This window comes from Helicobacter cinaedi CCUG 18818 = ATCC BAA-847 (assembly GCF_000155475.1).
Taxonomy (GTDB): domain Bacteria; phylum Campylobacterota; class Campylobacteria; order Campylobacterales; family Helicobacteraceae; genus Helicobacter_C; species Helicobacter_C cinaedi.
On record NZ_DS990391.1, the window covers coordinates 715,114 to 737,165 of the forward strand.

The 22,052-nt window shown below is 37.5% G+C and carries 19 protein-coding genes, 1 tRNA gene and 2 pseudogenes; 18 read left to right on the forward strand and 4 right to left on the reverse strand.

The window, feature by feature from the left end; all coding sequences use genetic code 11:
* Nucleotides 1–13: 13 nt before the first annotated feature.
* Genes HCCG_RS03720 through HCCG_RS03735 form a run of 4 tightly spaced genes read left to right on the forward strand, consistent with a single transcriptional unit; the run spans nt 14 to nt 4,247 of the window.
* A complete protein-coding gene (locus HCCG_RS03720; protein WP_002956094.1) occupies nt 14–244 on the forward strand; it encodes an acyl carrier protein in 231 nt (76 codons plus the stop codon).
* Nucleotides 245–252: 8 nt separating this feature from the next.
* Nucleotides 253–1,725, forward strand: coding sequence for an AMP-binding protein (locus HCCG_RS03725; RefSeq protein WP_002956095.1), 1,473 nt, complete (start codon nt 253–255; stop codon nt 1,723–1,725).
* On the forward strand, nt 1,715–3,025 hold the full coding sequence (locus tag HCCG_RS03730) for a LuxE/PaaK family acyltransferase (RefSeq protein ID WP_015453177.1): 1,311 nt from the start codon (nt 1,715–1,717) through the stop codon (nt 3,023–3,025). The genes HCCG_RS03725 and HCCG_RS03730 overlap by 11 nt, the downstream gene beginning before the upstream one ends.
* On the forward strand, nt 2,982–4,247 hold the full coding sequence (locus HCCG_RS03735; protein WP_015453178.1) for an acyl-CoA reductase: 1,266 nt from the start codon (nt 2,982–2,984) through the stop codon (nt 4,245–4,247). Before HCCG_RS03730 ends, HCCG_RS03735 begins: the two co-directional genes overlap by 44 nt.
* Before the next feature lie 21 nt (nt 4,248–4,268).
* On the opposite strand, the gene HCCG_RS03740 is transcribed toward HCCG_RS03735, so the two are convergent.
* Nucleotides 4,269–4,344: transfer RNA gene (locus tag HCCG_RS03740), tRNA-Phe, on the reverse strand.
* A gap of 308 nt (nt 4,345–4,652) precedes the next feature.
* Between HCCG_RS03740 and HCCG_RS03745 the strand changes: the two genes are divergently transcribed.
* The 7 genes and pseudogenes from HCCG_RS03745 to HCCG_RS03775 all read left to right on the forward strand — a co-directional run bounded on the left by HCCG_RS03745 (nt 4,653) and on the right by HCCG_RS03775 (nt 13,131).
* Nucleotides 4,653–4,856 (forward strand): hypothetical protein, encoded by a 204-nt coding sequence (locus HCCG_RS03745; RefSeq protein WP_002956099.1) that lies wholly within the window; start codon nt 4,653–4,655, stop codon nt 4,854–4,856.
* A gap of 122 nt (nt 4,857–4,978) precedes the next feature.
* Complete coding sequence (locus HCCG_RS03750; protein ID WP_015453179.1) at nt 4,979–5,419, forward strand: PDC sensor domain-containing protein; 441 nt, start codon at nt 4,979–4,981, stop codon at nt 5,417–5,419.
* A gap of 391 nt (nt 5,420–5,810) precedes the next feature.
* Nucleotides 5,811–6,401: pseudogene (locus tag HCCG_RS13025) on the forward strand (methyl-accepting chemotaxis protein); the annotation flags it as partial.
* A gap of 262 nt (nt 6,402–6,663) precedes the next feature.
* Nucleotides 6,664–7,758: an NAD(P)-dependent alcohol dehydrogenase gene (locus HCCG_RS03760; RefSeq protein ID WP_002956101.1), complete on the forward strand. Its 1,095-nt coding sequence runs from the start codon at nt 6,664–6,666 to the stop codon at nt 7,756–7,758.
* Nucleotides 7,759–7,849: 91 nt separating this feature from the next.
* Nucleotides 7,850–11,365, forward strand: a complete 3,516-nt coding sequence (locus HCCG_RS03765; protein WP_034547992.1) for an N-6 DNA methylase — start codon at nt 7,850–7,852, stop codon at nt 11,363–11,365.
* Nucleotides 11,359–12,171 (forward strand): restriction endonuclease subunit S, encoded by an 813-nt coding sequence (locus HCCG_RS03770; protein WP_015453182.1) that lies wholly within the window; start codon nt 11,359–11,361, stop codon nt 12,169–12,171. The genes HCCG_RS03765 and HCCG_RS03770 overlap by 7 nt, the downstream gene beginning before the upstream one ends.
* A 147-nt stretch (nt 12,172–12,318) precedes the next feature.
* Nucleotides 12,319–13,131: a TSUP family transporter gene (locus tag HCCG_RS03775; RefSeq protein ID WP_230197851.1), complete on the forward strand. Its 813-nt coding sequence runs from the start codon at nt 12,319–12,321 to the stop codon at nt 13,129–13,131.
* Nucleotides 13,132–13,139: 8 nt separating this feature from the next.
* Here the strand turns inward: HCCG_RS03775 and murD are convergent, their stop codons facing one another.
* Nucleotides 13,140–14,405, reverse strand: a complete 1,266-nt coding sequence (gene murD / locus HCCG_RS03780) for a UDP-N-acetylmuramoyl-L-alanine--D-glutamate ligase (RefSeq protein ID WP_002956105.1) — start codon at nt 14,403–14,405, stop codon at nt 13,140–13,142.
* Between the two features lie 27 nt (nt 14,406–14,432).
* Nucleotides 14,433–15,512 (reverse strand): phospho-N-acetylmuramoyl-pentapeptide-transferase, encoded by a 1,080-nt coding sequence (gene mraY / locus HCCG_RS03785; RefSeq protein WP_002956106.1) that lies wholly within the window; start codon nt 15,510–15,512, stop codon nt 14,433–14,435.
* Nucleotides 15,513–15,634: 122 nt separating this feature from the next.
* Between mraY and gpmI the strand changes: the two genes are divergently transcribed.
* From gpmI to HCCG_RS03825, 7 genes and pseudogenes are all read left to right on the forward strand, one after another.
* The gene (gene gpmI, locus HCCG_RS03790; RefSeq protein WP_002956107.1) at nt 15,635–17,104 is read left to right on the forward strand and encodes a 2,3-bisphosphoglycerate-independent phosphoglycerate mutase; all 1,470 of its coding nucleotides are present in this window, start codon (nt 15,635–15,637) and stop codon (nt 17,102–17,104) included.
* A 183-nt stretch (nt 17,105–17,287) separates the two neighbouring features.
* Nucleotides 17,288–19,110, forward strand: a pseudogene (locus HCCG_RS03795) (hypothetical protein).
* A gap of 45 nt (nt 19,111–19,155) precedes the next feature.
* Nucleotides 19,156–19,407 (forward strand): hypothetical protein, encoded by a 252-nt coding sequence (locus HCCG_RS03805; protein WP_015453184.1) that lies wholly within the window; start codon nt 19,156–19,158, stop codon nt 19,405–19,407.
* Nucleotides 19,404–19,673, forward strand: a complete 270-nt coding sequence (locus HCCG_RS03810; RefSeq protein ID WP_015453185.1) for a type II toxin-antitoxin system YafQ family toxin — start codon at nt 19,404–19,406, stop codon at nt 19,671–19,673. The genes HCCG_RS03805 and HCCG_RS03810 overlap by 4 nt, the downstream gene beginning before the upstream one ends.
* 20 nt (nt 19,674–19,693) lie before the next feature.
* Entirely contained in the window at nt 19,694–19,885 is a 192-nt protein-coding gene (locus tag HCCG_RS03815) for a hypothetical protein (protein ID WP_014666183.1), read from the forward strand.
* A complete protein-coding gene (locus HCCG_RS03820) occupies nt 19,882–20,268 on the forward strand; it encodes a type II toxin-antitoxin system death-on-curing family toxin (RefSeq protein ID WP_015453186.1) in 387 nt (128 codons plus the stop codon). The genes HCCG_RS03815 and HCCG_RS03820 overlap by 4 nt, the downstream gene beginning before the upstream one ends.
* Nucleotides 20,265–21,314: a hypothetical protein gene (locus HCCG_RS03825; RefSeq protein ID WP_015453187.1), complete on the forward strand. Its 1,050-nt coding sequence runs from the start codon at nt 20,265–20,267 to the stop codon at nt 21,312–21,314. The genes HCCG_RS03820 and HCCG_RS03825 overlap by 4 nt, the downstream gene beginning before the upstream one ends.
* A 79-nt stretch (nt 21,315–21,393) precedes the next feature.
* On the opposite strand, the gene HCCG_RS03830 is transcribed toward HCCG_RS03825, so the two are convergent.
* On the reverse strand, nt 21,394–21,969 hold the full coding sequence (locus tag HCCG_RS03830; protein WP_015453188.1) for a hypothetical protein: 576 nt from the start codon (nt 21,967–21,969) through the stop codon (nt 21,394–21,396).
* Nucleotides 21,970–22,052: the final 83 nt, after the last annotated feature.

Consider the following 22,052-nt stretch of genomic DNA (forward strand, 5'->3'; position numbering starts at 1 on the left):
TAAGGAGGCTTAAATGCAAACATACAAATCGTGCTTTATGGAAAGTTTAAATATAGGTAAAGATGAAGTAGAAGGGCTATCATATCAAGCTATTCCAGCGTGGGATAGTGTAGGGCATATGGCTCTTATGGCAGCACTTGAAGAGGCTTTTAGTATTGAGCTAGAAACTGATGATATTATTGATTTTAGCTCATTTGAAAAAGGCATAGAGATTCTTAAAAAATATGGTATCAATCTTAAGTAAGTCCTAAAATGTTTTTTGACTTTGCAAGATTTGGCGATAGGGTCGCTGTGCTTGATGATGTGGGCAATTCTGTTACTTATAATGAGTTAGCAGAGTTTGCTTTGAGCTTAAGCAATGTGCTAGATAGGATAGAATCTAACAAAGCATTATGCGTGAATCTATGCGAAAACTCTATGGGAGCTTTAGTAGGCTATGCTTGTATGATTGAATCTTGCATTGTGCCTTTAATGGTAGATTGCAATTTAGATTCTAATACGCTAGATAAGCTTTTGCTTGATTATAGTCCAGAGTTTTTGTGGCTACCTGATAGGCTAAAGGATAGGTTTATACGCAGTGGTTTTAAAGAAGTGTTAGGACAATATTCCTACACACTTTTGCAATCCCCCACACTTTTGCAAACTTTAGGGCAGATTCCACAAAATGTAGGTTTATATAGTGAATTAGCCCTATTGCTTAGCACATCGGGTTCTACAGGTAGTTCTAAAATGGTGCGACAAAGCTATGAGAACTTACAAAGCAATACAGAATCTATTATTCAATATTTGCATATAGACAAAACACAAAGGGCGATTTTAATCCTGCCTTTGCATTATACATTTGGCTTATCAGTGATTAATACGCATTTGTATAGCGGGGCGATGATTTTATTAAGCGATAAATCGCTTATGCAAAAGCAGCTTTGGGAGTTTATCGCAATACAAAGGGCTAGCTCAATCTCTGGTGTGCCATACACTTATGAAATGCTAAAAAAGCTAAAGTTTTTTAATATGTCTTTACCTTATCTAAAAACTATGACACAAGCAGGTGGGAAGCTCTCAGTTGAATTGCATAAGGAATTTGCTACATTTGCCGAATCTAGCAATAAAGCATTTATCGTAATGTATGGACAAACAGAAGCTACTGCTAGAATGAGCTATCTTCCAAGTGAAAAGTCAATAGAGAAGTGTGGCAGTATAGGTGTGGCTATCCCTAATGGCGAGTTTTATTTGCTAGATTCTAAAGGTAATCGTATAGAGCAAGATAACACGCAAGGAGAGCTTATTTATAAGGGGAAAAATGTAACTTTGGGTTATAGTGAAAATCGTTTCAGTTTAGCTAAAAAAGATGAGTTTGGCGGTGTGCTACACACAGGAGATATAGCACAAAGAGATGGTGAAGGCTACTACTACATAGTGGGGAGAAAGAATCGCTTTATAAAAATGTTTGGCAGAAGAATAAACCTTGATGATATAGATTCTATTATAGAGGGCGAGTTTCAAGGGTTAGAGGCAAAATCTAGCGGAGTAGATGATATGCTTTATATTTTTATCACACAAGAAAGATGTGAAGAAGTTAAAAAGCTACTTTGTGATAGGCTAAAAATAGCCCCCACAGCACTAAAGGTTAAATACATAGAATCTTTGCCAAGAAGTAGCTCTGGCAAGATACTCTACTCTATGCTAGATAATATTGTGAAAAAAGAGTGTGGCAATGGAAAATAGTGATATTGATTATGAAGGCATTTTTAAGCTAGATCCTTATAGCCTTTGCAAAGAAGATAAAGAGAGATTATTAACACAAAATATTAGAGAGCTTTGCAGATTTCACTACAAACATTGTAATGAGTATAAAAGAATATTAGACGCATTTGGTGTTGGGAGTCTAGAATCTAATTGTCATACTGAGTGTAGCGAAGTATCTAAAGTTTTAGAATCTAATAAAGATATTTCGCCTTTTTCAAAGGCTCAATATGACAAGGGTATAGAATCTAGTAATTGTCATACTGAGCCTTTAGGCGAAGTATCTAATGTGGAATCTCAACAAGATTTTTCGTCTATGGCTCACACGAAACAAGCTCTTGCCCACACTTACAAAAATGACAAGAATCTAGATTCTTATTATAATGCACCATTTTTGCCCGTGCGACTATTCAAGCACTACGCATTAAAAAGCATAGAGAAAAGTGAGATTATAAAAACAATGACTTCTTCTGGCACAAGCAGACAGAGTGTATCGCAAATATTTTTAGACAAGCAAACTTCACTCAATCAAACAAAAGCACTATCAAGGATTATGCAAAGCTTTATAGGCAATAGTAGAATGCCTATGATTATTATCGATAGCTCTCACTTGTTGCAAAATAGAGCTATGTTTTCTGCTAGGGGTGCTGGGGTGCTTGGATTTTCTATGTTTGCTAGGGAAAAAATCTATGCACTTGATAAAGATATGAATCTCAATGTTGCTTTGATAAGGGATTTTATAGAGAAACATAAGGGCAAAAAGATTCTGTTATTTGGCTTTACATTTATTGTGTGGCAGCATTTTTATAATGAGTTAAAAAGGTTAAATCTCTTTTTAGATTTAAAAGATTCTGTTCTTATCCACGGCGGTGGCTGGAAAAAGCTCATTTCTCAAGCAGTGTCAAAAGAGCATTTTAAAAGTGAGTTAGAAAGTGTGTGTGGTGTGAGAAAGATACACAACTACTATGGTATGGTAGAGCAAACCGGTTCTATTTATATGGAATGTGAGTGTGGAGTTTTACACACGCCTATTTTTGCAGATATTATTGTAAGAAGATCTAGAGATTTTAGCATAGCAGATATGGACGAAGAGGGGATTTTAGAGCTTGTATCCCTTTTGCCACACTCATATCCGGGGCATATTATTTTAAGCGAAGATGTAGGCACAATACTTGGTGAAGACGACTGCCCTTGCGGTAGAAAGGGTAAATATTTTTCAATCAATGGGAGAATACAAAATGCTGAAATTAGAGGATGTAGCGACACCTATGAGCAAAAATAGCCTAGATTCTAACACTTCTTTACAATGCTTGTTTCCCATCTTAGATGAGGCGGAATTTTACAAACAATTAGATGAGCTAAAAAAGCTTCCTGTATTAAAAATTTTTGATAAGAGAGTAAGCGAGTTTTTACATAGACTCTCACTTCTCATAATGAGTGATAGTGAAGCAAAAAATTATGCTGATATCATCTCATTTGGCTTTTTTATCCGCAAAACAAATATAGAAAAGCTTAAAAAAGATTATAAGGATTCTTTGCGTAATAGAATAGGCAGGGGATTAAGCTTTCATATAGCACCATCAAATGTGCCGATAAACTTTGCATATTCTTTAGTGGCTGGACTACTCTCGGGCAATGCAAGTGTGATACGGGTATCTAGCAAGTTTTTCAAACAAACAGAGATTTTATGCAGACTTTTAGAGAATCTAAAAAGTCAATATGAGATGACACAATATATAAGAATTATACAATATTCACATTTAAAAGAGATAACAGACAAACTATCATCTTTAGCTGATGTAAGAGTGATTTGGGGTGGAGATACAACGATAAATAACATACGGCAAAGCCCCATAGCACCTCGTTGCGTAGAGCTATGTTTTGCGGATAGGTATTCTATAAGTGTGATAGATTCTAAATCGCTACTTAAGCTTAATGAGAGTGAGTTACAAACACTTGCAGGACATTTTTATAATGATACATATTTGTATGACCAAAATGCTTGCTCTTCCCCTAGACTTATCTTTTGGCTTAATAAGGATTATGCCAATGAAGCAAGGAATAGATTCTGGCATTATGTGTGGCTTAATATAAAAGATAGATATGAGCTTGAGAGCATTGTAGCCATAGATAAACTTATAACGCAATGTGATGTCGCCCTAAATATAGATAATGCAAAAATAGAGCATACACACGACAACCTTATCAGCAGAATCTATGTGCCATTGCTAGATGAAAGAGTGGAGAGCTATACCTGTGCGTGTGGGAGCTTTATAGAATCTAGCGGAGATTGTATAAAAGAAGTCTTGCGTATTGTTTCTAAGCGATTTCAAACTTTGACTTATTTTGGTGTAGATTCTCAAACTATACTTGAAGAGATTGCTGCTCTTGGGATTTTGGGGATTGATAGAATTGTGCCTATTGGCAAAAGTAGTGATTTTTCACTAATATGGGATGGATATGATATTATCAATACGATGAGTAGGGTTATTGATGTGAGATAATAGAGTATTGCTTAATAGAAGTGGTGGCTCGAGGCGGAATCGAACCACCGACACGGAGATTTTCAGTCTCCTGCTCTACCGACTGAGCTATCGAGCCATACAAAAAAGAGTGCGGATTATACTCTGCTTGGTTTGAAATTTGGCTTAAAAAGTGTGAGAAATATTAAAAATAGATTCTATTTAACATCTCTTTTTTATGAAAAATATGAATTTTCATAGTAGCAGTATTAAATTTTGTTGAGTTAAAATGGCTCGTAGTTAGAATGAAAACAAGGATACTTTACACTTAATTTACAAAATTTATGCAAATATTACTTCAAATTTGGATTTTTTACTATATAACCCCAAATTCATTGTGCGATACCAAGTAAGCACATTATTTTAGAATCTGAAATTGAGGGTTAAATGTTAAAAAGTGTGAGTGGAAAGATTGCTATCACAATCGTGGCATTGCTTCTTGTGTCGTTTGCATTGTTGTCTTTGGCGAGTTTCTCTCTTGCTAAATCCAGCATTGTTACAAGCGTGGCACACGGCAAACAGGAGAGTGTGAAAAATGCGGAGAACTTTATCAACGCATATTTTGAATCTAAACTTCACTTCGTAGAATAGATGGCACAGGATATTGCCCAAAGTGGCGATATGTCTTATGGTACAGTTGCTAAGAAGTAGAATATGCTTTTAAGCTCACTCCGCATCTTGATGTACTATACATCGGCTATGAAGCTGATGGATTGTTGATTAAAACAGATATTCAGTCAAAAAATAAAGCTTATATCCTTGATAAAAGCAAAGGCTTTGATTCTCGCACACGCGAGTGGTATCAAGCAGCTAAAAAGACAATGGAATCTGGACTTTCACGACCTTTTAATGATATCACAACAGGCGAGTTGATTACTACGGATTTTAGCCTACTTGTAGTAGATGGTAAGCTCGTGGGTGTCATAGGGGCAAATATATTTCTCAAAGATTTACAGCACGATTTTGTATCGCTTAAAACAATATCGTTGGCTTTGATGATAGAGGCAATTATAATATCGTGTATTCTGATGAAAAAGTGCTATTTTCGCAAGATTCACAAAGAAATGAAGTATAGATTTTCTATATATATACTCATACACCCAAAACGCCTAACACTCCATCGGAAATTATCCATTATACCTATAGTGGCATAGAAAAAATGGCAGTGTGTATTCTTAATGACCAAAACTGGCTCCTCTGCTCGACGAATTTTGAAGAATATTTTGAGCAGGAGTTATATTCACTTTTGATGTCTCAAGTTGGGTTGTTTTTTTTGTCGTTGTTGTGATTGTGGCGATTGTGTTGTATTGGATTGTGGTGTATCAGCTACACCATATCAAAAATATCACGCAAAGACTTTTAAGCTTTTTTGACTTCATCAATTATAAGACTAAGGATACGCCACTTTTAGATTTGCAGACACAAGATGAGTTTAGCGTGATGGCAATGGCGATTGATGAGAATATTACAAACACTAACGAATCGCTTTCAAAAGATAAACAAGCTATCGCTCAAACGCTAGAAGTTGTCAAAGCCATAGAATCTGGCAATATGACAGCACGGGTGAATGTGAAGCCCACTAATCTACAGATTAAAGAGTTTGGCGAGATTTTGAATAAAATGTTAGCCGTATTAGAATCTAAAATAGGTGCGGATATGAATATGATTTCTGCGGTATTTGCAGCGTATGAAAGACTTGATTTTACTCACTCTGCCAGTGCGGTAAGTGAGATTAACGCATCTATGCATAGCGTGAGTGAGCAAACTACAGAAGCTACCGCTCAAGCCCAAGATATTAAAAATATTGTGAGCATGATTCAGGATATTGCCCAGCAGACAAATCTCTTAGCACTTAATGCCGCTATTGAAGCCGCTCGTGCTGGGGAACACGGACGGGGCTTTGTGGTTGTGGCTGATGAGGTAAGAAAACTTGCTGAAAAAACAAGCAAATCGCTAGGCGAGATTGAAGCAAACATTAATATGCTTGTGCAAAGTGTCAATGAGATTTCAGAAGCAGTCAATGAGTAGACTTTGGGACTGACACAGATTAATGATTCTATTAATCAGATTCAGATGATTACGCAAGAAAATATCCAAATCGCGGACTTGACAAATGGCATTGCAAGTGAGATTTAAGCCGATGTGCAGAAAAAGAAATTTTAACTTACCCTAGATTCTACAAAGCATAAGGCGTTGTAGAATCTTAAACTTTAGGGTTGTGGCGACTGCCACACAACCCTTTTATTTTTTGACATCTTCTCTCTTGACAAACACTAGGTGTTAGGCTTTATAATATCGCTCTTAAAGATTTTATATGTTTGTCTAAACCCGCTTGTTAGCATTTTTCATAGACAAATATTATAGAATCTTAGCTATTTTACTACCCAAAGGAATTTTTATGCTTTTAGAAGAAAACTTAGCCCAAGCCAACAATGGGCAAAAAATCACCGCAAAAGGCTATGCAGTTACGCACAAAGATGATACATTTAAGCCATTTAGCTTCACTCGCCACGCAATGGGTGAGAATGATATTTTACTTGAGATTCTGTATGCTGGAATCTGCCATAGCGATATACACTCCGCTAGAAGTGAGTGGAAAGAGGGAATTTATCCTATGGTCCCCGGGCACGAGATAGCCGGGCGTGTGGTAGCTGTGGGCAAAAATGTGAGTAAGTTTAAGATCGGCGATTATGCGGGGGTTGGCTGTATGGTGAATTCCTGTGGGGAGTGTAGTGCTTGTAAGCAAAGCCAAGAGCAGTTTTGCGAGAATGGCAAGGCGGTTTTTACCTATGATTGCCTTGATTGCTTCCACGATAATGCCCCAACCTATGGCGGCTACTCAAATAATATCGTTGTGAGTGAAAACTTTGCGATACAAGTGCCGCACAATGCCCCGCTGGAGAAAGTCGCTCCACTGCTTTGTGCTGGGATCACCACTTATAGCCCCTTAAAATTTAGCAAAGTAAAAAAGGGCGATAAAGTCGCAGTAGCGGGATTTGGCGGACTTGGGCTTATGGCGGTGAAATACGCCCTGTATCTTGGGGCGGAAGTGAGTGTCTTTGCACGAAATACACTTAAAGCACAAGAAGCTAAGAATCTAGGCGTGAAAGCCCTTTACACAAGTGCGAGTGAATGCAAAGAGCGATTTAACTTTATCATATCTACCATTCCTACGGCTTATGATGTCAATAGCTATGTGGATTTGCTGAAATTTGGCGGTGAGATGGCGATTGTGGGGCTGCCGCCTGTGGAGCTAAAAACGCATATTGATGTAACAAGGCTTGTTTTTTCTGCGGGGAAAAAGGTGTATGGCTCACTCATTGGCGGCATAAAAGAGACGCAAGAAATGCTAGATATTTCCGTGCAGCAGGGAATCTACCCTGAAGTAGAAATCATTAGTGTAAAGGACATTGACAAAGCATATAGCAATCTTACAAGCGGGAAGGCAAGATTCCGCTATGTGATTGATATGGGAAGCTTGGAGGGGGAGTAAAGGCACAGCAAAGATTCTAGCAGAATCCTTGCTATTTGGTATATTCTACCCAAAGCATATTGATACATTTTATTTAAGACAAAGGCGTTTAATGATTACACAAGATAATTTACAAGAAGTGCTAGAGATTTTGGGGTTTGAATCTCTCTCTACGGGGGGGGGGGGCAAAAAGCCAAAATTTAAAAGTCTAGAGTCTAAAATAGCAGAATCCAACAAGCTAGAATCTAAACAAGCACATATCTACACAAAGACCATAAACTCCTACATAATGCAAGTGGATTTTGCTAACCAAAAGCTTATTTACCCACAAGGGATAAAGATACACGACACCACGACTTCAAACTTCTCTCACCCTGAAAATTTTGTAGTCTTTGAATGTGTGCATAGATTATTAGAAAAAGGCTATAAAGCAGAATCTTTAGAGCTAGAGCCAAGATGGCAGCTAGGCAGAGAAGCAAAAAGTGGCAAAGCCGATATTCTAGTATATGATAATAAAAATGCCTCTTACTTACTCATAGAGTGCAAAACCGCAGGAGAAAATACCAAAAACAAAAGCGAATTTAGCAAAGAATGGGAGAGAATGCAAAATAATGGCGGACAACTTTTTAGCTATTTTCAGCAAGAAAAATCCACAAAATTTTTGTGCCTTTACGCCAGCGATTTAGAAGCAGAATCTAAAAGCATAAAATATCAAAATTACATTATCCAAGCCTTTGATAATGACGAATACTTGCAAGAAAACGATATAGAAAAATCCTACAAAAAAGCAAGTAATAACACCGAGCTTTTTGCAGTATGGAAAGAGAGCTATGAATTGCAATTTTTCACGCAAGGCATTTTTGAAAATGATGTGAATGCTTATAAGATTCTAGAGACAACCCCCACTTTTTCTAAGCTAAAAGAGCTAAAAGAAGAGGGTAAATACCACGAGTTTGCTAAGATTTTACGCAAACATAATATTTCAGGCAAGGAAAATGCCTTCGATAAACTTGTAAATATCTTTTTATGTAAAATCTATGATGAAAGCTTTAATAAAAACAATCTTAAATTTGGTTATTTTGGCGTTATGGCAGATACTTATGCGAGTATGCAAGATAGGCTAATGCTCCTTTACAAAGAAGCGATGAGTGAGTTTTTGGGCGAGGAGATTACCTTTGTCTCTAATGATGATATAGAAAAAGCCTTTAAAAAACTTCACGCAAACGATTTAAAAGCCCAGATTCAAAAGCATATCAAAGAGCTTAAATTCTACTCCAACAACGACTTTGCCTTTTTAGAAGTGCATAATAAAGAGCTATTCTTACAAAACGCCATAGTGCTAAAAGAAATTATCGAGCTTTTTGCTCCCTACAAACTCACGCAAAATTCCACCAATCAATTCTTGGGCAATCTTTTTGAGCTTTTCTTACAAAAAGGTATGAAGCAAGATGAAGGGCAGTTTTTCACCCCGATTCAAATTTGTGAATTCATTATGTATTCCTTACCGCTAGACTCTATGACAAAGGCTTCTAAGCCTTTAAAAGTGCTTGACTTTGCTTGTGGGGCAGGACATTTTCTAAACACTTATGCAAACGAACTGAAACGCTACATTAAGCAGGATTTGCAAGAGCATTACAAACAAATTTATGGCATTGAGAAAGAATACCGCTTAAGTAAAGTCGCAAAAGTCTCTTCTGCAATGTATGGACAAAATGAAATCAATATCCTTTATGCAGATGCCCTTGCCACACACGAGCTAGAAAATCCCAAAACAGATAAAGGCAATAAGCAAAAACCCCAAATCAATAACCACAGCTTTGATTTACTTATCGCTAATCCCCCTTATTCTGTTAAAGGCTTTTTAGAGACCTTGAGTGCTAAATCCAAAAAGATCTACACGCTTTTTACTAATGATATAAATATAGAGACAAATAACGCCATTGAATGCTTTTTTATAGAGAGGGCAAACCAGCTTTTAAGAGATAATGCAAAAGCCGCCATTATCCTGCCAAGCTCTATTTTAAACAAAGATGGCATTTATAAAAGCACAAGAGAGATTTTATTTGCTAATTTTGATTTTATCGCTATTGTAGAGTTAGGCTCTCAAACTTTTGGGGCGACAGGCACAAATACCATTATTCTATTTTTACGCAAAAAGGAAAATTACACACCAGAAAATACAACCATTTCGCAAGATTATAGCAATATCAAAAACTACATAGAAAGCGGCAATTTATTACGCAATGAAACCTATAAAAATTATGTTAAAGCCTTTAATGCCTATTGTGATTTTAGGGGCTTTGATAAAGGGGAGTATGAGAGCTTTTTAAATGGGAGTTTAGAATCTCAACTTGTCATTATGAGCGTAGCGAATAATCTCAAAAAACACAATAGAGATATTTCGCCTATGGCTCAATATGACAAAAATTTAGAATCTAATCATAATTTAGACAAAGCCCCAAGTGAAACCAAAGACACAGAACAAAATATTAAAAGCCCTCAAAGCACAACACAGCTTTTAGGGCTAGATACTTTTAAAGAATACCACGCCGCCTTTAAAGAAACAAGCGATTATAAAAAGCTAGTAGAATCCAAAGCTTATAAAGATTCTAAAGACAAAGACACCTTAACGCATAACGCCTTTTTAGCTTACGCAAGAGCGATAGAAAAAGATAAATTACTCTATTTCTCTCTAAGTTTCAATCAAGCCCCTATCATCATCAAAGCCCCAAATGATAACAAAGAGCAGAAAAGATTTTTAGGCTATGAATGGAGTAATCGCAAAGGTGATGAAGGCTTAAAAGAGCTAAATAGTCCCTACCTTAGCCCCCTTTTTGAAAGGGATAATCCGCAAAATGAAAACAAACTAGCCCACCTTATCCGCCAAGCATTTTTAGAAATCTCTAGTCCTATTCCGCAAGACTTAAGCCCCTATGCTTTTAAGGCAAAACTCATAGATATGCTAGACTTTAGCAAAGTAGATTTTAATAAGGCTATAAGTTTAAATCCTATCAATTCACAAGGCGAGGGCAAGGCACAGAATCCTTTTGAAAATTGTAAATATGAGTTAGTAAAGTTAGAATCTGTTTGCAAAATGTATCAGCCACAAACTATTACAGCAAAAGAAATTTTAGAACAAGGACAATATAAAGTTTATGGTGCAAATGGCGTAATAGGATTTTACGATAAATATAATCACAAAGATGCTGAAGTAGCAATGACTTGCAGGGGTGCAACTTGCGGAACTATTAACTTTACAGAACCAGAATCTTGGATTACAGGTAATGCGATGATAATAACGCCATTAGAAAAAAACCTTATATTAAAAAAATTTTTAATTTATATTTTGCCGCTGTCAAACATAAAAAGCGTTATTACAGGTGCGGCTCAACCTCAAATCACAAGAACTAATTTGTCGCAACTAAAAATTCCCTTGCCACCTTTAGAGATTCAAACTCAAATCGTAGCAGAATGTGAAAAAGTAGAAGAGCAATATAACACCATAAGAATGAGTATAGAAAAATACCAAGAGTTGATTAAAGCGATTTTAGTCAAATGCGGTATTATTGCAAATACTGATGAATCTATCGGGGGGGGGGCAGTAGAGACTTCATCACTTCCTTGCTAGATTCTATACAAGAGTTAGAATCTAAGCTAGATTTTGACCTTTTGACTAGTTGTATCAACTCCGCCCCTTGTCATACTGAGCGTGAGCTAGTATCTACAAATACAGAATCTAACCCTGTCATTTTGAGCAATAGCGAAAAATCTAAAAATAAGCTAGATTTTTCGCCTTTTTCAAAGGCTCAAAATGACAACCTAAAAACCCTTTTAGATTCTATCCCCACCCCACCACCGCAAGGATGGGATACAATCAAGCTCGGCCAAGTATGCGAAATTATAAGAGGAATAACATACGACAAAACAGAGCAAACAACGGAAAAGACACAAAATATAGTATTAACTGCGGATAATATTACCCTTAACAACACCTTTGAGCTTTCAAAAATGATTTATCTTAAGCAAGATTTTATAGGAGATAAAAATAAAATTTTGCGAAAAAATGATATTTTTATGTGTTTTTCAAGTGGAAGCTTAAAACATATAGGAAAAGTGGCTTTTATAGATAAAGATACCGAATACTATGCTGGAGGATTTATGGGAATTTTAAGAAGTCGTTTTAATGCAAAATTTGTTTTCTATACTATTGCAAATGATGATTTTAAACAAAAACTTGAAAATTCTGCAACAGGTTCAAATATCAACAATTTATCAGGCAAAATTAACGACTTGAAAATCCCCCTCCCGCCCCTTGAAGCACAAGAGAAAATTATATCCGTTGTTGAAAAGATAGAATCCACCATCAGCCTTTTAGAGTGCCACAAGCCAGAATCTAAAAATAGCGAGATTTTGCAACACTTTTTGCAAGGGTAGTAATAAGCATAGCATTATGTCCTAAGCAAATGCTTATGTATAATATCATTAAAAATCTGTTGTGGTTTAAAAATCTTATGTATTGTAGAATCTAAGTGAAATAAGAGACAGAAATCCTTGGAAAAAATTTTATGATTTAGCAAGGCTATGGCTAGAAAAGTCAAATCAAAAGCAAAATCAGGTGGCAAAATGTTTGATAGTATGTTTAATGATATAGGAGCATTTTGGTATATTGTGCTATTTGTAGCTTCTATCTTTGGTGGGCTTGTAGGCTCACTCTCTGGTGGGGCTGGAATGATAACTATGCCCTTGCTTTTGTTGAGTGGATTAAATCCGCTTCAAGCCCTAGCGACAAATAAGCTTCAAGCCTGTGTGGGTTCATTCACCGGAGCGGCTCATTATTATAAGGGTGGTTTGGTGGATTTGGGGCAAAGTCGCATTTGCATTGCCATAGCGGTGATATTTTCTGGCTTGGGGGCTTTTGCTGTGCAGTTTGTATCGCTTGAGATTCTATCTAAAATCCTGCCTTTTGTGATGATTCTTGTAGGAATGTATTTTTTGTTTTCACCAAAGCTAAGTGATAAGGATAGGGCAAAATCCCCGTGTCCATTTTTGCTCTATATGTCCTGTGCAGTGGCAAGTGTGTATGGTGGGCTTTTGGGTGTGGGGATAGGCTCTTTTGTGCTGATGATATTTGTTAGTATAGCAGGTTACGGCTTGAGTAAAGCCCTAGCACACTCTCGCGTTCTTGTTTTTAGTGGCAATCTCTCTTCTACTTTGCTTTTTATCATAGGTGGGAATGTGCTGTGGATTCTAGGTATATTAATGTGTGTGGGGCAGATGATAGGAGCGACTTTGGGAGCGAAACTTGCCATAAAACACGGAGCGATTATCCGCCCTGTGGTGATTTGCCTATGCTTTATTATATCTATAAGGCTGATTATTAAAGGGTTTTTTTAGTGTTAATCTTACTCATTTTTTAGGGCAAGTGAGACAAAGAGTTCGCCCCTCTCTTTATAGGAGCTAAATTGATCCAAACTTGCCGCAGCGGGGGATAGCAAAACGACATCTTTAGAGGCATCTTTAGTGTCTGGTGCGCGTTTGGTATGGATTTTACTCATAGCGTTTGTGAGATTTTCACATTTTGTAAGGGGGATACCATACTGCTTTGCCAAAGTAGCTAAACGCTCTTCATTTGCCCCAATGCTAAAAATCTCAATATCCGCTCCCTGCATAGATTCAAAAAGAGGCGTGAGATTTGCCCCTTTATCATCACCGCCTAAGATAAGCATAAGGTGAGTGTTAGCATAGCGTTTGATAGCCTGAATCGTAGCATCTACATTTGTGCCTTTGCTATCATCAACCCATAGGCGATTATGCTTATCATAAAACTCTTCAATCCTGTGTTTGCCTATGCTAAAGCTATTGAGCCGCTTAATATCATCAGCTCCACAAGCAAGTTTAGCAATGCTTAAAGCAATCACGCTATCAAGCAAAAAAGGCTCTTTAAAGACAATATCTTGCAGGGCGATAGAGCATTTTTGGGCGAGATCAAGGCTAGATTCATAAGTGATAAGATTGCCTTTGTATTGGGCTACTATCTTATGATTAACAAATTGTGCGGGGATAATGGCGTGAGTTAAATTATCCATAATTGTAAGCGGACTAAGCTTATCGCTAATGTAGTTTTCAAAACTGCCGTGCCAAGTGATATGATCTTCTTTCACAGGCAAAAGGGCGTAGATTCTAGGATAGGCTTTGTGTGTGTAGTGCAGGGTAAATGAGCTTGTCTCAAGCACCCATATTTTTGTGGCTTTGTTTTGATACAAAAGGGCTAAGGGTGTGCCGATATTCCCTCCGCTTTGTGCGTGATAAGGCTCTAAAAGCAAAGTTGTCATTTCAGTGGTGGTCGTTTTACCATTTGTGCCACTTATCCAAATGCTTAAAGGCGGATTTGCTTCCTTTTTTAAAAGCGTGTCAAAGTAATCATACTCACTTATAAGATTTTGTGCCCTTTGCACGAGCTGATGATAGGGCGGAATGCCCGGACTTAGAATCTCAATATCACTAGATTCTGGTTCAAAGGCATTTGAAGGGAGCAGGGCATTGCCAAAGCCATCTGTGCTTATAGTTTCAAACTTGTCATCATAAATATTAAGCTTATGTCCTTGATTATTAAGGAAGCTCACAAGTGGCGTAGTGGTAACCCCATAGCCAAAAATACTGATACGCATAGATGTTCCTTATAGATTCTTAGATTTTTAGCGGATTTTAAGGCTAAGAATGGCGATGAGATTTGCTAAAATCGCAATAATCCAAAATCGCACAATAATTTTATTTTCCGCCCAGCCCCGCACTTCAAAGTGATGATGAATAGGTGCCATAGCAAAGATTCTTTTCTTTCTATATTTATAGCTCCCCACTTGTAAAATCACCGATAATGCTTCAATCACAAAAATAATACCAATGAGTAAGAGCAGAATCTCATTACTTGAAATAATTGCCATAAATGCGATGAATGCCCCAAGGCTAAGGCTTCCACTATCTCCCATAAAGACTTGAGCCGGGTGGCAGTTATACCACAAGAATCCAAAAAGCGCACCAATTAGGGCTACTGATAAAATAGCTAATTCCCCACTATCCACGACTTTGGGCCATAAAAGATAGCCAGAAAATCCTGCGTGTCCAGCCACATATACAAAAATGGAGAGTGAAAATAACGCACAAATGCTAGGCACAGTAGCCAAGCCATCAAGTCCATCGGTGATATTGACCGCATTGCTTGTGGCTAAAAATACAAGTATCCAAAATCCCAATGCAAGGACAGGGATTCCAGTGATTTTAAACGCACCTAAATCAAAAAGCGGATATTTCATAAATGGCACATAAAGATTTGTATTATGCCCGATATATAAAAGAGCAGAAGTAACAAGCAGTGCCACAACAAAGAGTAAAAAGAACTTCATCTTAGCACTCATTCCCGCGTTGCTTTTTGCTGATATTTTCATATAGTCATCTCTAGCTCCAATGAGTGCAAAGCTCACAATACAAAATAGCCCAAGCAACACATAGGGATTAAAAAGATTTGCACAGAGTAAAGAGGCAAAGAGCATACTTACAATAAAGACAATTCCGCCCATTGTGGGGGTGTTTTTCTTACCTTCGTGTGCGGCTACATAAGTGGATATGGGTTGATTAGCCTTTTTTGCCTTTGCCCACTTGATGAAACAAGGCATAAGCAGCACAGCACTTCCAAAGGCGAGAAAAAATGCCATTCCCGCACGGAAAGTAATGTAGGAGAAAATATTAATCCCAAAATGTTGGTAAAGCCAATAGAGCATATTTGAATCCTTTGGTAGTTATGTGAATCTCACATAAAGCTAGGGAATTTGATTTGGTTGGTGAAAGATTTTTGATTTTAGCTACAATTAGTTAATTTCAATCAAATATTAAAGGAAAGACAATGAAAGCGATTCTTGTGATTACTGATGGGATAGGTTATAGCCATAAAACAACACACAACGCTTTTTATCACGCTAAAAAGCCAAACTATGATTATTTATTTGAAAATGTGCCTTATGGTATGATTGATACATTTGGCTTGAGTGTGGGGCTGCCGGAAGGGCAAATGGGAAACTCGGAAGTGGGGCATATGTGTATTGGCTCGGGGCGGATTTTGTATCAAGATTTAGTTAGGATTGCAAATGCCATTACAAGCGGTGAGTTGGCTCAAAATCCTGCGTTGCTTCAAGCGGTGGCAGATTCTAGCGTAGTGCATTTATGTGGGTTGTTAAGTGATGGTGGGGTGCATTCACATATCTCGCATTTTAAGGCTTTGATAGAGATTTTATCCATTCAAGGCAAAACTATCAAGCTTCATCTTATCACTGATGGGCGAGATGTCCTGCCACAGAGTGCGTTAGGGTATTTAAGCGAGATAGAAAAGCTGTGTAATGAAAAAGTAAGTATCGCAAGTATTTCAGGGCGATTTTATGCTATGGATAGGGATAAGCGGTGGGAGCGAGTGCAACAAGCCCATCAAAGCATAGCACAAGGCAGGAATCCTAGCTCCATTTCTCCGCAAGAGTATGTTAAGAATCAATATAATGAAGGGATTTTTGATGAGTTTATTATCCCGGCGAGTTTTGGCGGATATAAGGGTATGGAGGCAGGAGAGGCTTTTATCTTTGTGAATTTCCGCTCTGATAGGGCAAGAGAGATTGTAGAATCTTTAGGCAATCCACAATTTAGTGAGTTTGAGCGGGAGTTTATCCCACTATCTATCGCCACGATGACAGAATATGACGCGACATTTCCCTATCCCATACTTTTTCCCAAGCAAAAGGTGCAAAATACCCTTGCAGAAGTCATTGCCACAAATGGTTTAAGGCAGTTTCACACCGCTGAAACAGAAAAATACGCACATGTTACATTTTTCTTTAATGGTGGGCGGGAAGAGCCCTATCCCAATGAAGAGCGTTGCCTTGTGCCTTCACCTAATGTGAAGACCTATGACTTGCAACCGGAGATGAGTGCGAATGAAGTGGGGCAATGTGTGCTAGGGGCGATGGAAAAGGGCTATGATTTTATTGTTGTGAATTTTGCTAATGGCGATATGGTAGGGCATACGGGCAATTTTGAAGCGGCGATTAGGGCTGTTGAAGCGGTGGATTATGAGCTTGGCAGGATTATAGAATCTGCTAAGGCAAATGACTATGCGTTATTTATCACAAGCGATCACGGCAATTGCGAAGAGATGAAAGATGATAATGGCAATATGCTGACAAATCACACAATCGGGCAGGTATGGTGCTTTGGAATGATTAATGGAGTTACACATATCGCTAATGGTGGATTAAATAATATCGCCCCAAGTATCCTAAAGGCGATGAATCTACCTATACCGCAGGAGATGGACAAGCCATTGTTTTAGATTCTAGCCGCAAGGACAAAATGGCATATTTTGAGTTAAGAAAAGACGAGTATATATGGCGATAGGAATATCTAAGCTTAAGTAGGATATTGCAAGTTTAGAATCTGCTATAATACGCACTCTAAAATCGTAAAAGTAACGATTTTGCTACAATACAAACTTTAATCACAAAAGGCGAGTAAAATGTATCCCCTAAACCTCCCCGAAGAAGAGCTAAAGCACAAAGTCGCCACCGATTTTTTCAGCCCAAACCCACAGAGTGAAAATATAAATCTAGACAAAGAGCAAAAAGCCCTTTTAAAACATCTAGATTCTACACAGATTCTAGGACGCATTGACTTTTGCATAAGTTATAACGCAAAGACACTTTTTCAGCCTATAAACTTCCTGTGGGCAGAAGCCAAAAAAGGCAATAGGGCAGATATTATAGAATCTTTTATCCAGCTAATCCTAACCATAGGCAAGGAAAAAACCTATGAAAACAACCTCCCGCCCCTTTTCTTAGGGGCTTACGATTGCGAGAAAATCGCCTTTATCCCCTACCACGAGCTAGATTCTATCTTTACACAAAATGACTTTAATTGGAATGTAACCCCAAGTAAGCACGACACAAAAGAGTTTAAAACACTCTACACCAAAACAAAAGAACTTTTAGAATCTAAAAAGCTACAATTTAACTTCAAAAGCGACTATAAAGAATTGCAATCTTTCATACGCCTAAACTTCACGCTAAATAATGAAAACATCGCCAAAATCCCCATAACCAAAAACAACTTCACCACCATTTATCAAAAATGGCTTTTAAGCGTAGCCCCAAGCATTGGCATTGATTGGAATCTCGCTAAAAACGCAGGGATTTTAGACGCAGATTTCTACCTAGCGGATTTATTAAGTGCTGAAAATCAAAGCCTATTAGATAAACTTTTTGTCGTGCTAAAACAAACGCATTATGAGTTTAATAAAACCACCACATTTATGGGGACACAGCAAAAAGATACCGCAAGTTTTAATGATAATCAAAAAGCCCACACAGCCTTTTGGAATCTCTATGAACGCCCACCAAAAGAAGAGTATTGGAGCTACATTATAGATAGGCGAGATTTGCTAGTCCCTAGCGATATCAGGGAGAGAAAGGGAGCATTTTTCACCCCGCAAATTTGGGTTAGCAAAGCCCAAAGCTACCTAGCAAAAGCCTTAGGTGAAAACTATCAAAGCGAGTATTATATATGGGATTGTGCCGCAGGGACAGGCAATCTGCTTACAAACCTTACAGAATCTCACAGGCTCTATGCTTCTACCTTAGATATGGCTGATGTAGAGATTATGCAAGAATTATCAAGCAAAAATGCCCTGCACCTACTGCCAAAGCATATTTTTCAATTTGACTTTTTAAACGATGAGTTTTTTGACAAGCCTTGTGAGAAACACGCCACCCCTTCTCATACTGATTCCACCCCCCCCCCCCCATTTGTCATACTGAGCGTGAGCTAGTATCTAGCCAAACGCCCAAAAGTGCGGCTTCTAAAGATGATTATTTTAAAGGCTTTGTAAATCCAAACTGCGAAGATTGTAAAAAGTCTAAACTTCCCCCAAAATTACAAGAGATTCTAAAAAATGATGAAAAACGCAAAAAGCTTATCATCTTTATCAATCCTCCCTATGCGGAAGCGGCAAGCACCAGAACAACTACTAGTTTCAACAATGAAAACAAAACAAATGTTAGCAATCAAACTTTAATTTCTCAGCGATATATGAAAGATTATAATAAGTCTGTTAGGGAACTTTTCGCGCAATTTTTTATAAGAATCTACAATGAGATTCCACACTGCCACCTAGCTGCCTTTTCAACGCTTAAATATGTCAATTCTAGTAATTTCATAAGGTTTAGAGAGAGCTTTCAAGCAAAGTTTCTAAAAGGCTTTATTGCTCCAGCTTACACCTTTGATAATGTCAAGGGCAATTTCCCCATAGGCTTTTTAGTATGGGATTTAAGCCAAAAAGAATAAAACATAAGAATTTTTGCTAAAATTCAAGCAAAAAAGGAGTAAAAAATGACTTTGATACTAGAAAATGTAGATACAAGCATCTTGCGTGTTATAGAATCTTTGCAAGGATTAAATAAAGACTTGCAAATAGAAGTGCAAGATGAATGCCCTATTTGTAAAGCCCACGACTACACGCCAAGCAAAAAGGCAGCAAAAAAGCTAAAAAAATCGCTTAAAGAGATTGAGAAAAAACGCAAGAAAGGCACGCTAAAATCTTTTGACAGCATAGAGGAGCTAAAAGCGGAGCTTCTATCGTGAAATACACAATCACTTATACAAAAGCTTTTAAAAAAGACTTTAAAAAGTTAAGCCCAAAAGACCAAGAGCATACGCTAGAGATTCTCACACGCCTTGCTAATGGTGAGAGCCTAGAGCCAAAATACAAAGACCACGCACTTAAAGGAGAGTATGCAAATTGTAGGGACTGCCATATCCGCCCTGATTTAGTGCTGATTTATCGTTACAATGATGACTTTTTAGAACTAGTGGCAATGCGTATTAGTAGCCATAGCGAAGTGTTTTGATTTGATAAAAGGAGTAGAAAATGACTTTGATATTAGAAAATGTCAAGCAAGAGTTTTTAGATGACTTTAAAGCCCTAGCGGATAAGACACAAGCACATCTAAGCATAGAGCAGACAAAAACCGATGACTTCCAGCAATTACGCGAAGCTATGTTGCAGGATTTAAAAAAGCCAGAAAATAAAGCCGTGTTTGAAAGGCTTAAAGATAAATGAGATATTTAAGCTTACAAGAAGTGCAAATAATGTACGATGATATTATCAATGAAATAGGCGGACTAAGTGGGGCAAATCCTAAGCAAATCGCCCTTTTAGATTCTGCACTGACACAAATCCAAAATGATGATTATTACCCAAGCTTTATAGATAAGCTTACCCATTTAATGTTTGCCTGTGTGAAGTTCCACCCCTTTGCAGATGGCAATAAACGCACCGCACTTTACATAGCAAAAGCCTTTATCAAGCTAAACCGCCCAGATTCTCTCCCTACTGATTTCTACCAAAAGTTAGAAGATGTTATCGTTAGCGTAGCAAGTGATAAGCTAAGCAAAGATGAGTTAGCACAGATTCTAAGCGATATGCTAAAAGGCGTTAAATGAAAAGCAGCATAATCTTAGATATTTTTGATGAAAACGGGGCGAGTTTAGGGAAAAAGCGATTCTATACAACACATTCAAAACAGCAGAATCTAAATCAATGGTTAAAAAACTTTATAGACACAAACAACAAGGAACTATGTGCGATTTGTTGTATTGGAACAGATTTTCAGCATAATAACTTTTGCAACATTAACTTTTGGGATTCTATTAAAGGGGTAGGTAACGCAAAAGGCATTTCAAAATTTAAAATCACACCAAATAATCTTATCCCAACAAGCATTTATTTCTCCGTCCGTCATTGTATCAAAGCCACTTGGATAAATGATAGAGACCAGTTTCTAGCCCCTAATAAAAAATGGGAAAAGGACGAGGAATTTCAAAACGACTGCCTTATTTTTATGCTTTTTCACGGACAAAATAGAATTACTGCTAAAGAGGGTATAAATCACTTTATCCCCTTTAGCGAAAAAGATTTAAACGCTGGGGAAGCCTTTGAAAGCCACTTTATGCTTGAATTTATACAAGGTAAAATAAAACTAGATTCCACTTGTCATACTGATTCTACCCCTTGCCATACCGACTCTACCCTTTGTCATACTGAGCGGAGCGAAGTATCTCACACAAAATCTAAAAGAGATTTTTCGTTTGCTACGCAAATTCAAAATGACAATACTCACACTTGCAAAAACGACAAAACAAAATCCAAACTCTTGCAACAAAGTCTTTTTAACGATGAGCAAGACTTTATCCCCACAAAGCCACTTGAATTTGGCGATGAAGCAAAAGAAGTGCTACAAGTAGGAAAAGAGCTTTTTAAGCACTACCACGGACAAGCAAAAGATTCTAAAGACTATAACGCAAACGCCGCACTCTATGACATTAAAGCCCACTTTCAAGGCTTTAATGATAAGGGTAAAATGAACCCACCCCAAAAAGCCGATGATGAAGCCTACAAAGAAAAGCTAGGCATACTCAACTATGCCCTAAAAAACTTAGCCAAAAAGATAGAAGTAAAAGTCTATAAATACGGCTTTTTGCTACCATAAGGTTGTGTCATTGATATACCTTGTCATATGTCTTACTCAAAAAGACAGATAAGGCATATTGGAATCTAAGTATCAAACCCTAAATGCTTCCATACACCGCTAAGACTGTGAGAATAAAGCCTCCACCCAAAACACTAAAAGCAATTTTGCGTTTGCCCTTACAAAATGAAGTAATAATAAGCCCTGATAGATAAAATAGAAGCATTGAAAGTCCAAAGCCAATGGCGATGAAGTCAAAATATGAGAGTTTGAATCCAGCTATTTCGTGTTTGCTTCCACTGCTTTTGTGCATAAGCATTAAGATTCCATATAATCCCCTATCTATCGTGCGGAGCATAGGTTTGCCCTCTTTATCTTTGCTTAAGCTTACGCTGTATTTGATATTCCCCATTGAGAGATTACCTTTCATCATACGCACCTGCGTGTCTTTGGGGATTTGGAGATTGTTCTTTGTAAGAATGGTTATGATAAACTCCTCTTCCTGCCCCTTTTGTGGCATAGAATCTAGTGGAATATCAATGATAGTCGCACCGGAATTTTGACGAATTTCAAAGATATAAAGCACACCCGTTATCGCATATATCAACGCTGCTGGGAGAAAAAACAAGCTCAAGTAAAGGTGCATTTGCATCCAAAATTTACGATGAAGTTTCATAATGTGAAAGTCCTTAAGTAATGATATAAATTCTCACAATCCTATCTAAAGATTGTGAGTTAAATGTGAAGTGTATTGTGCTT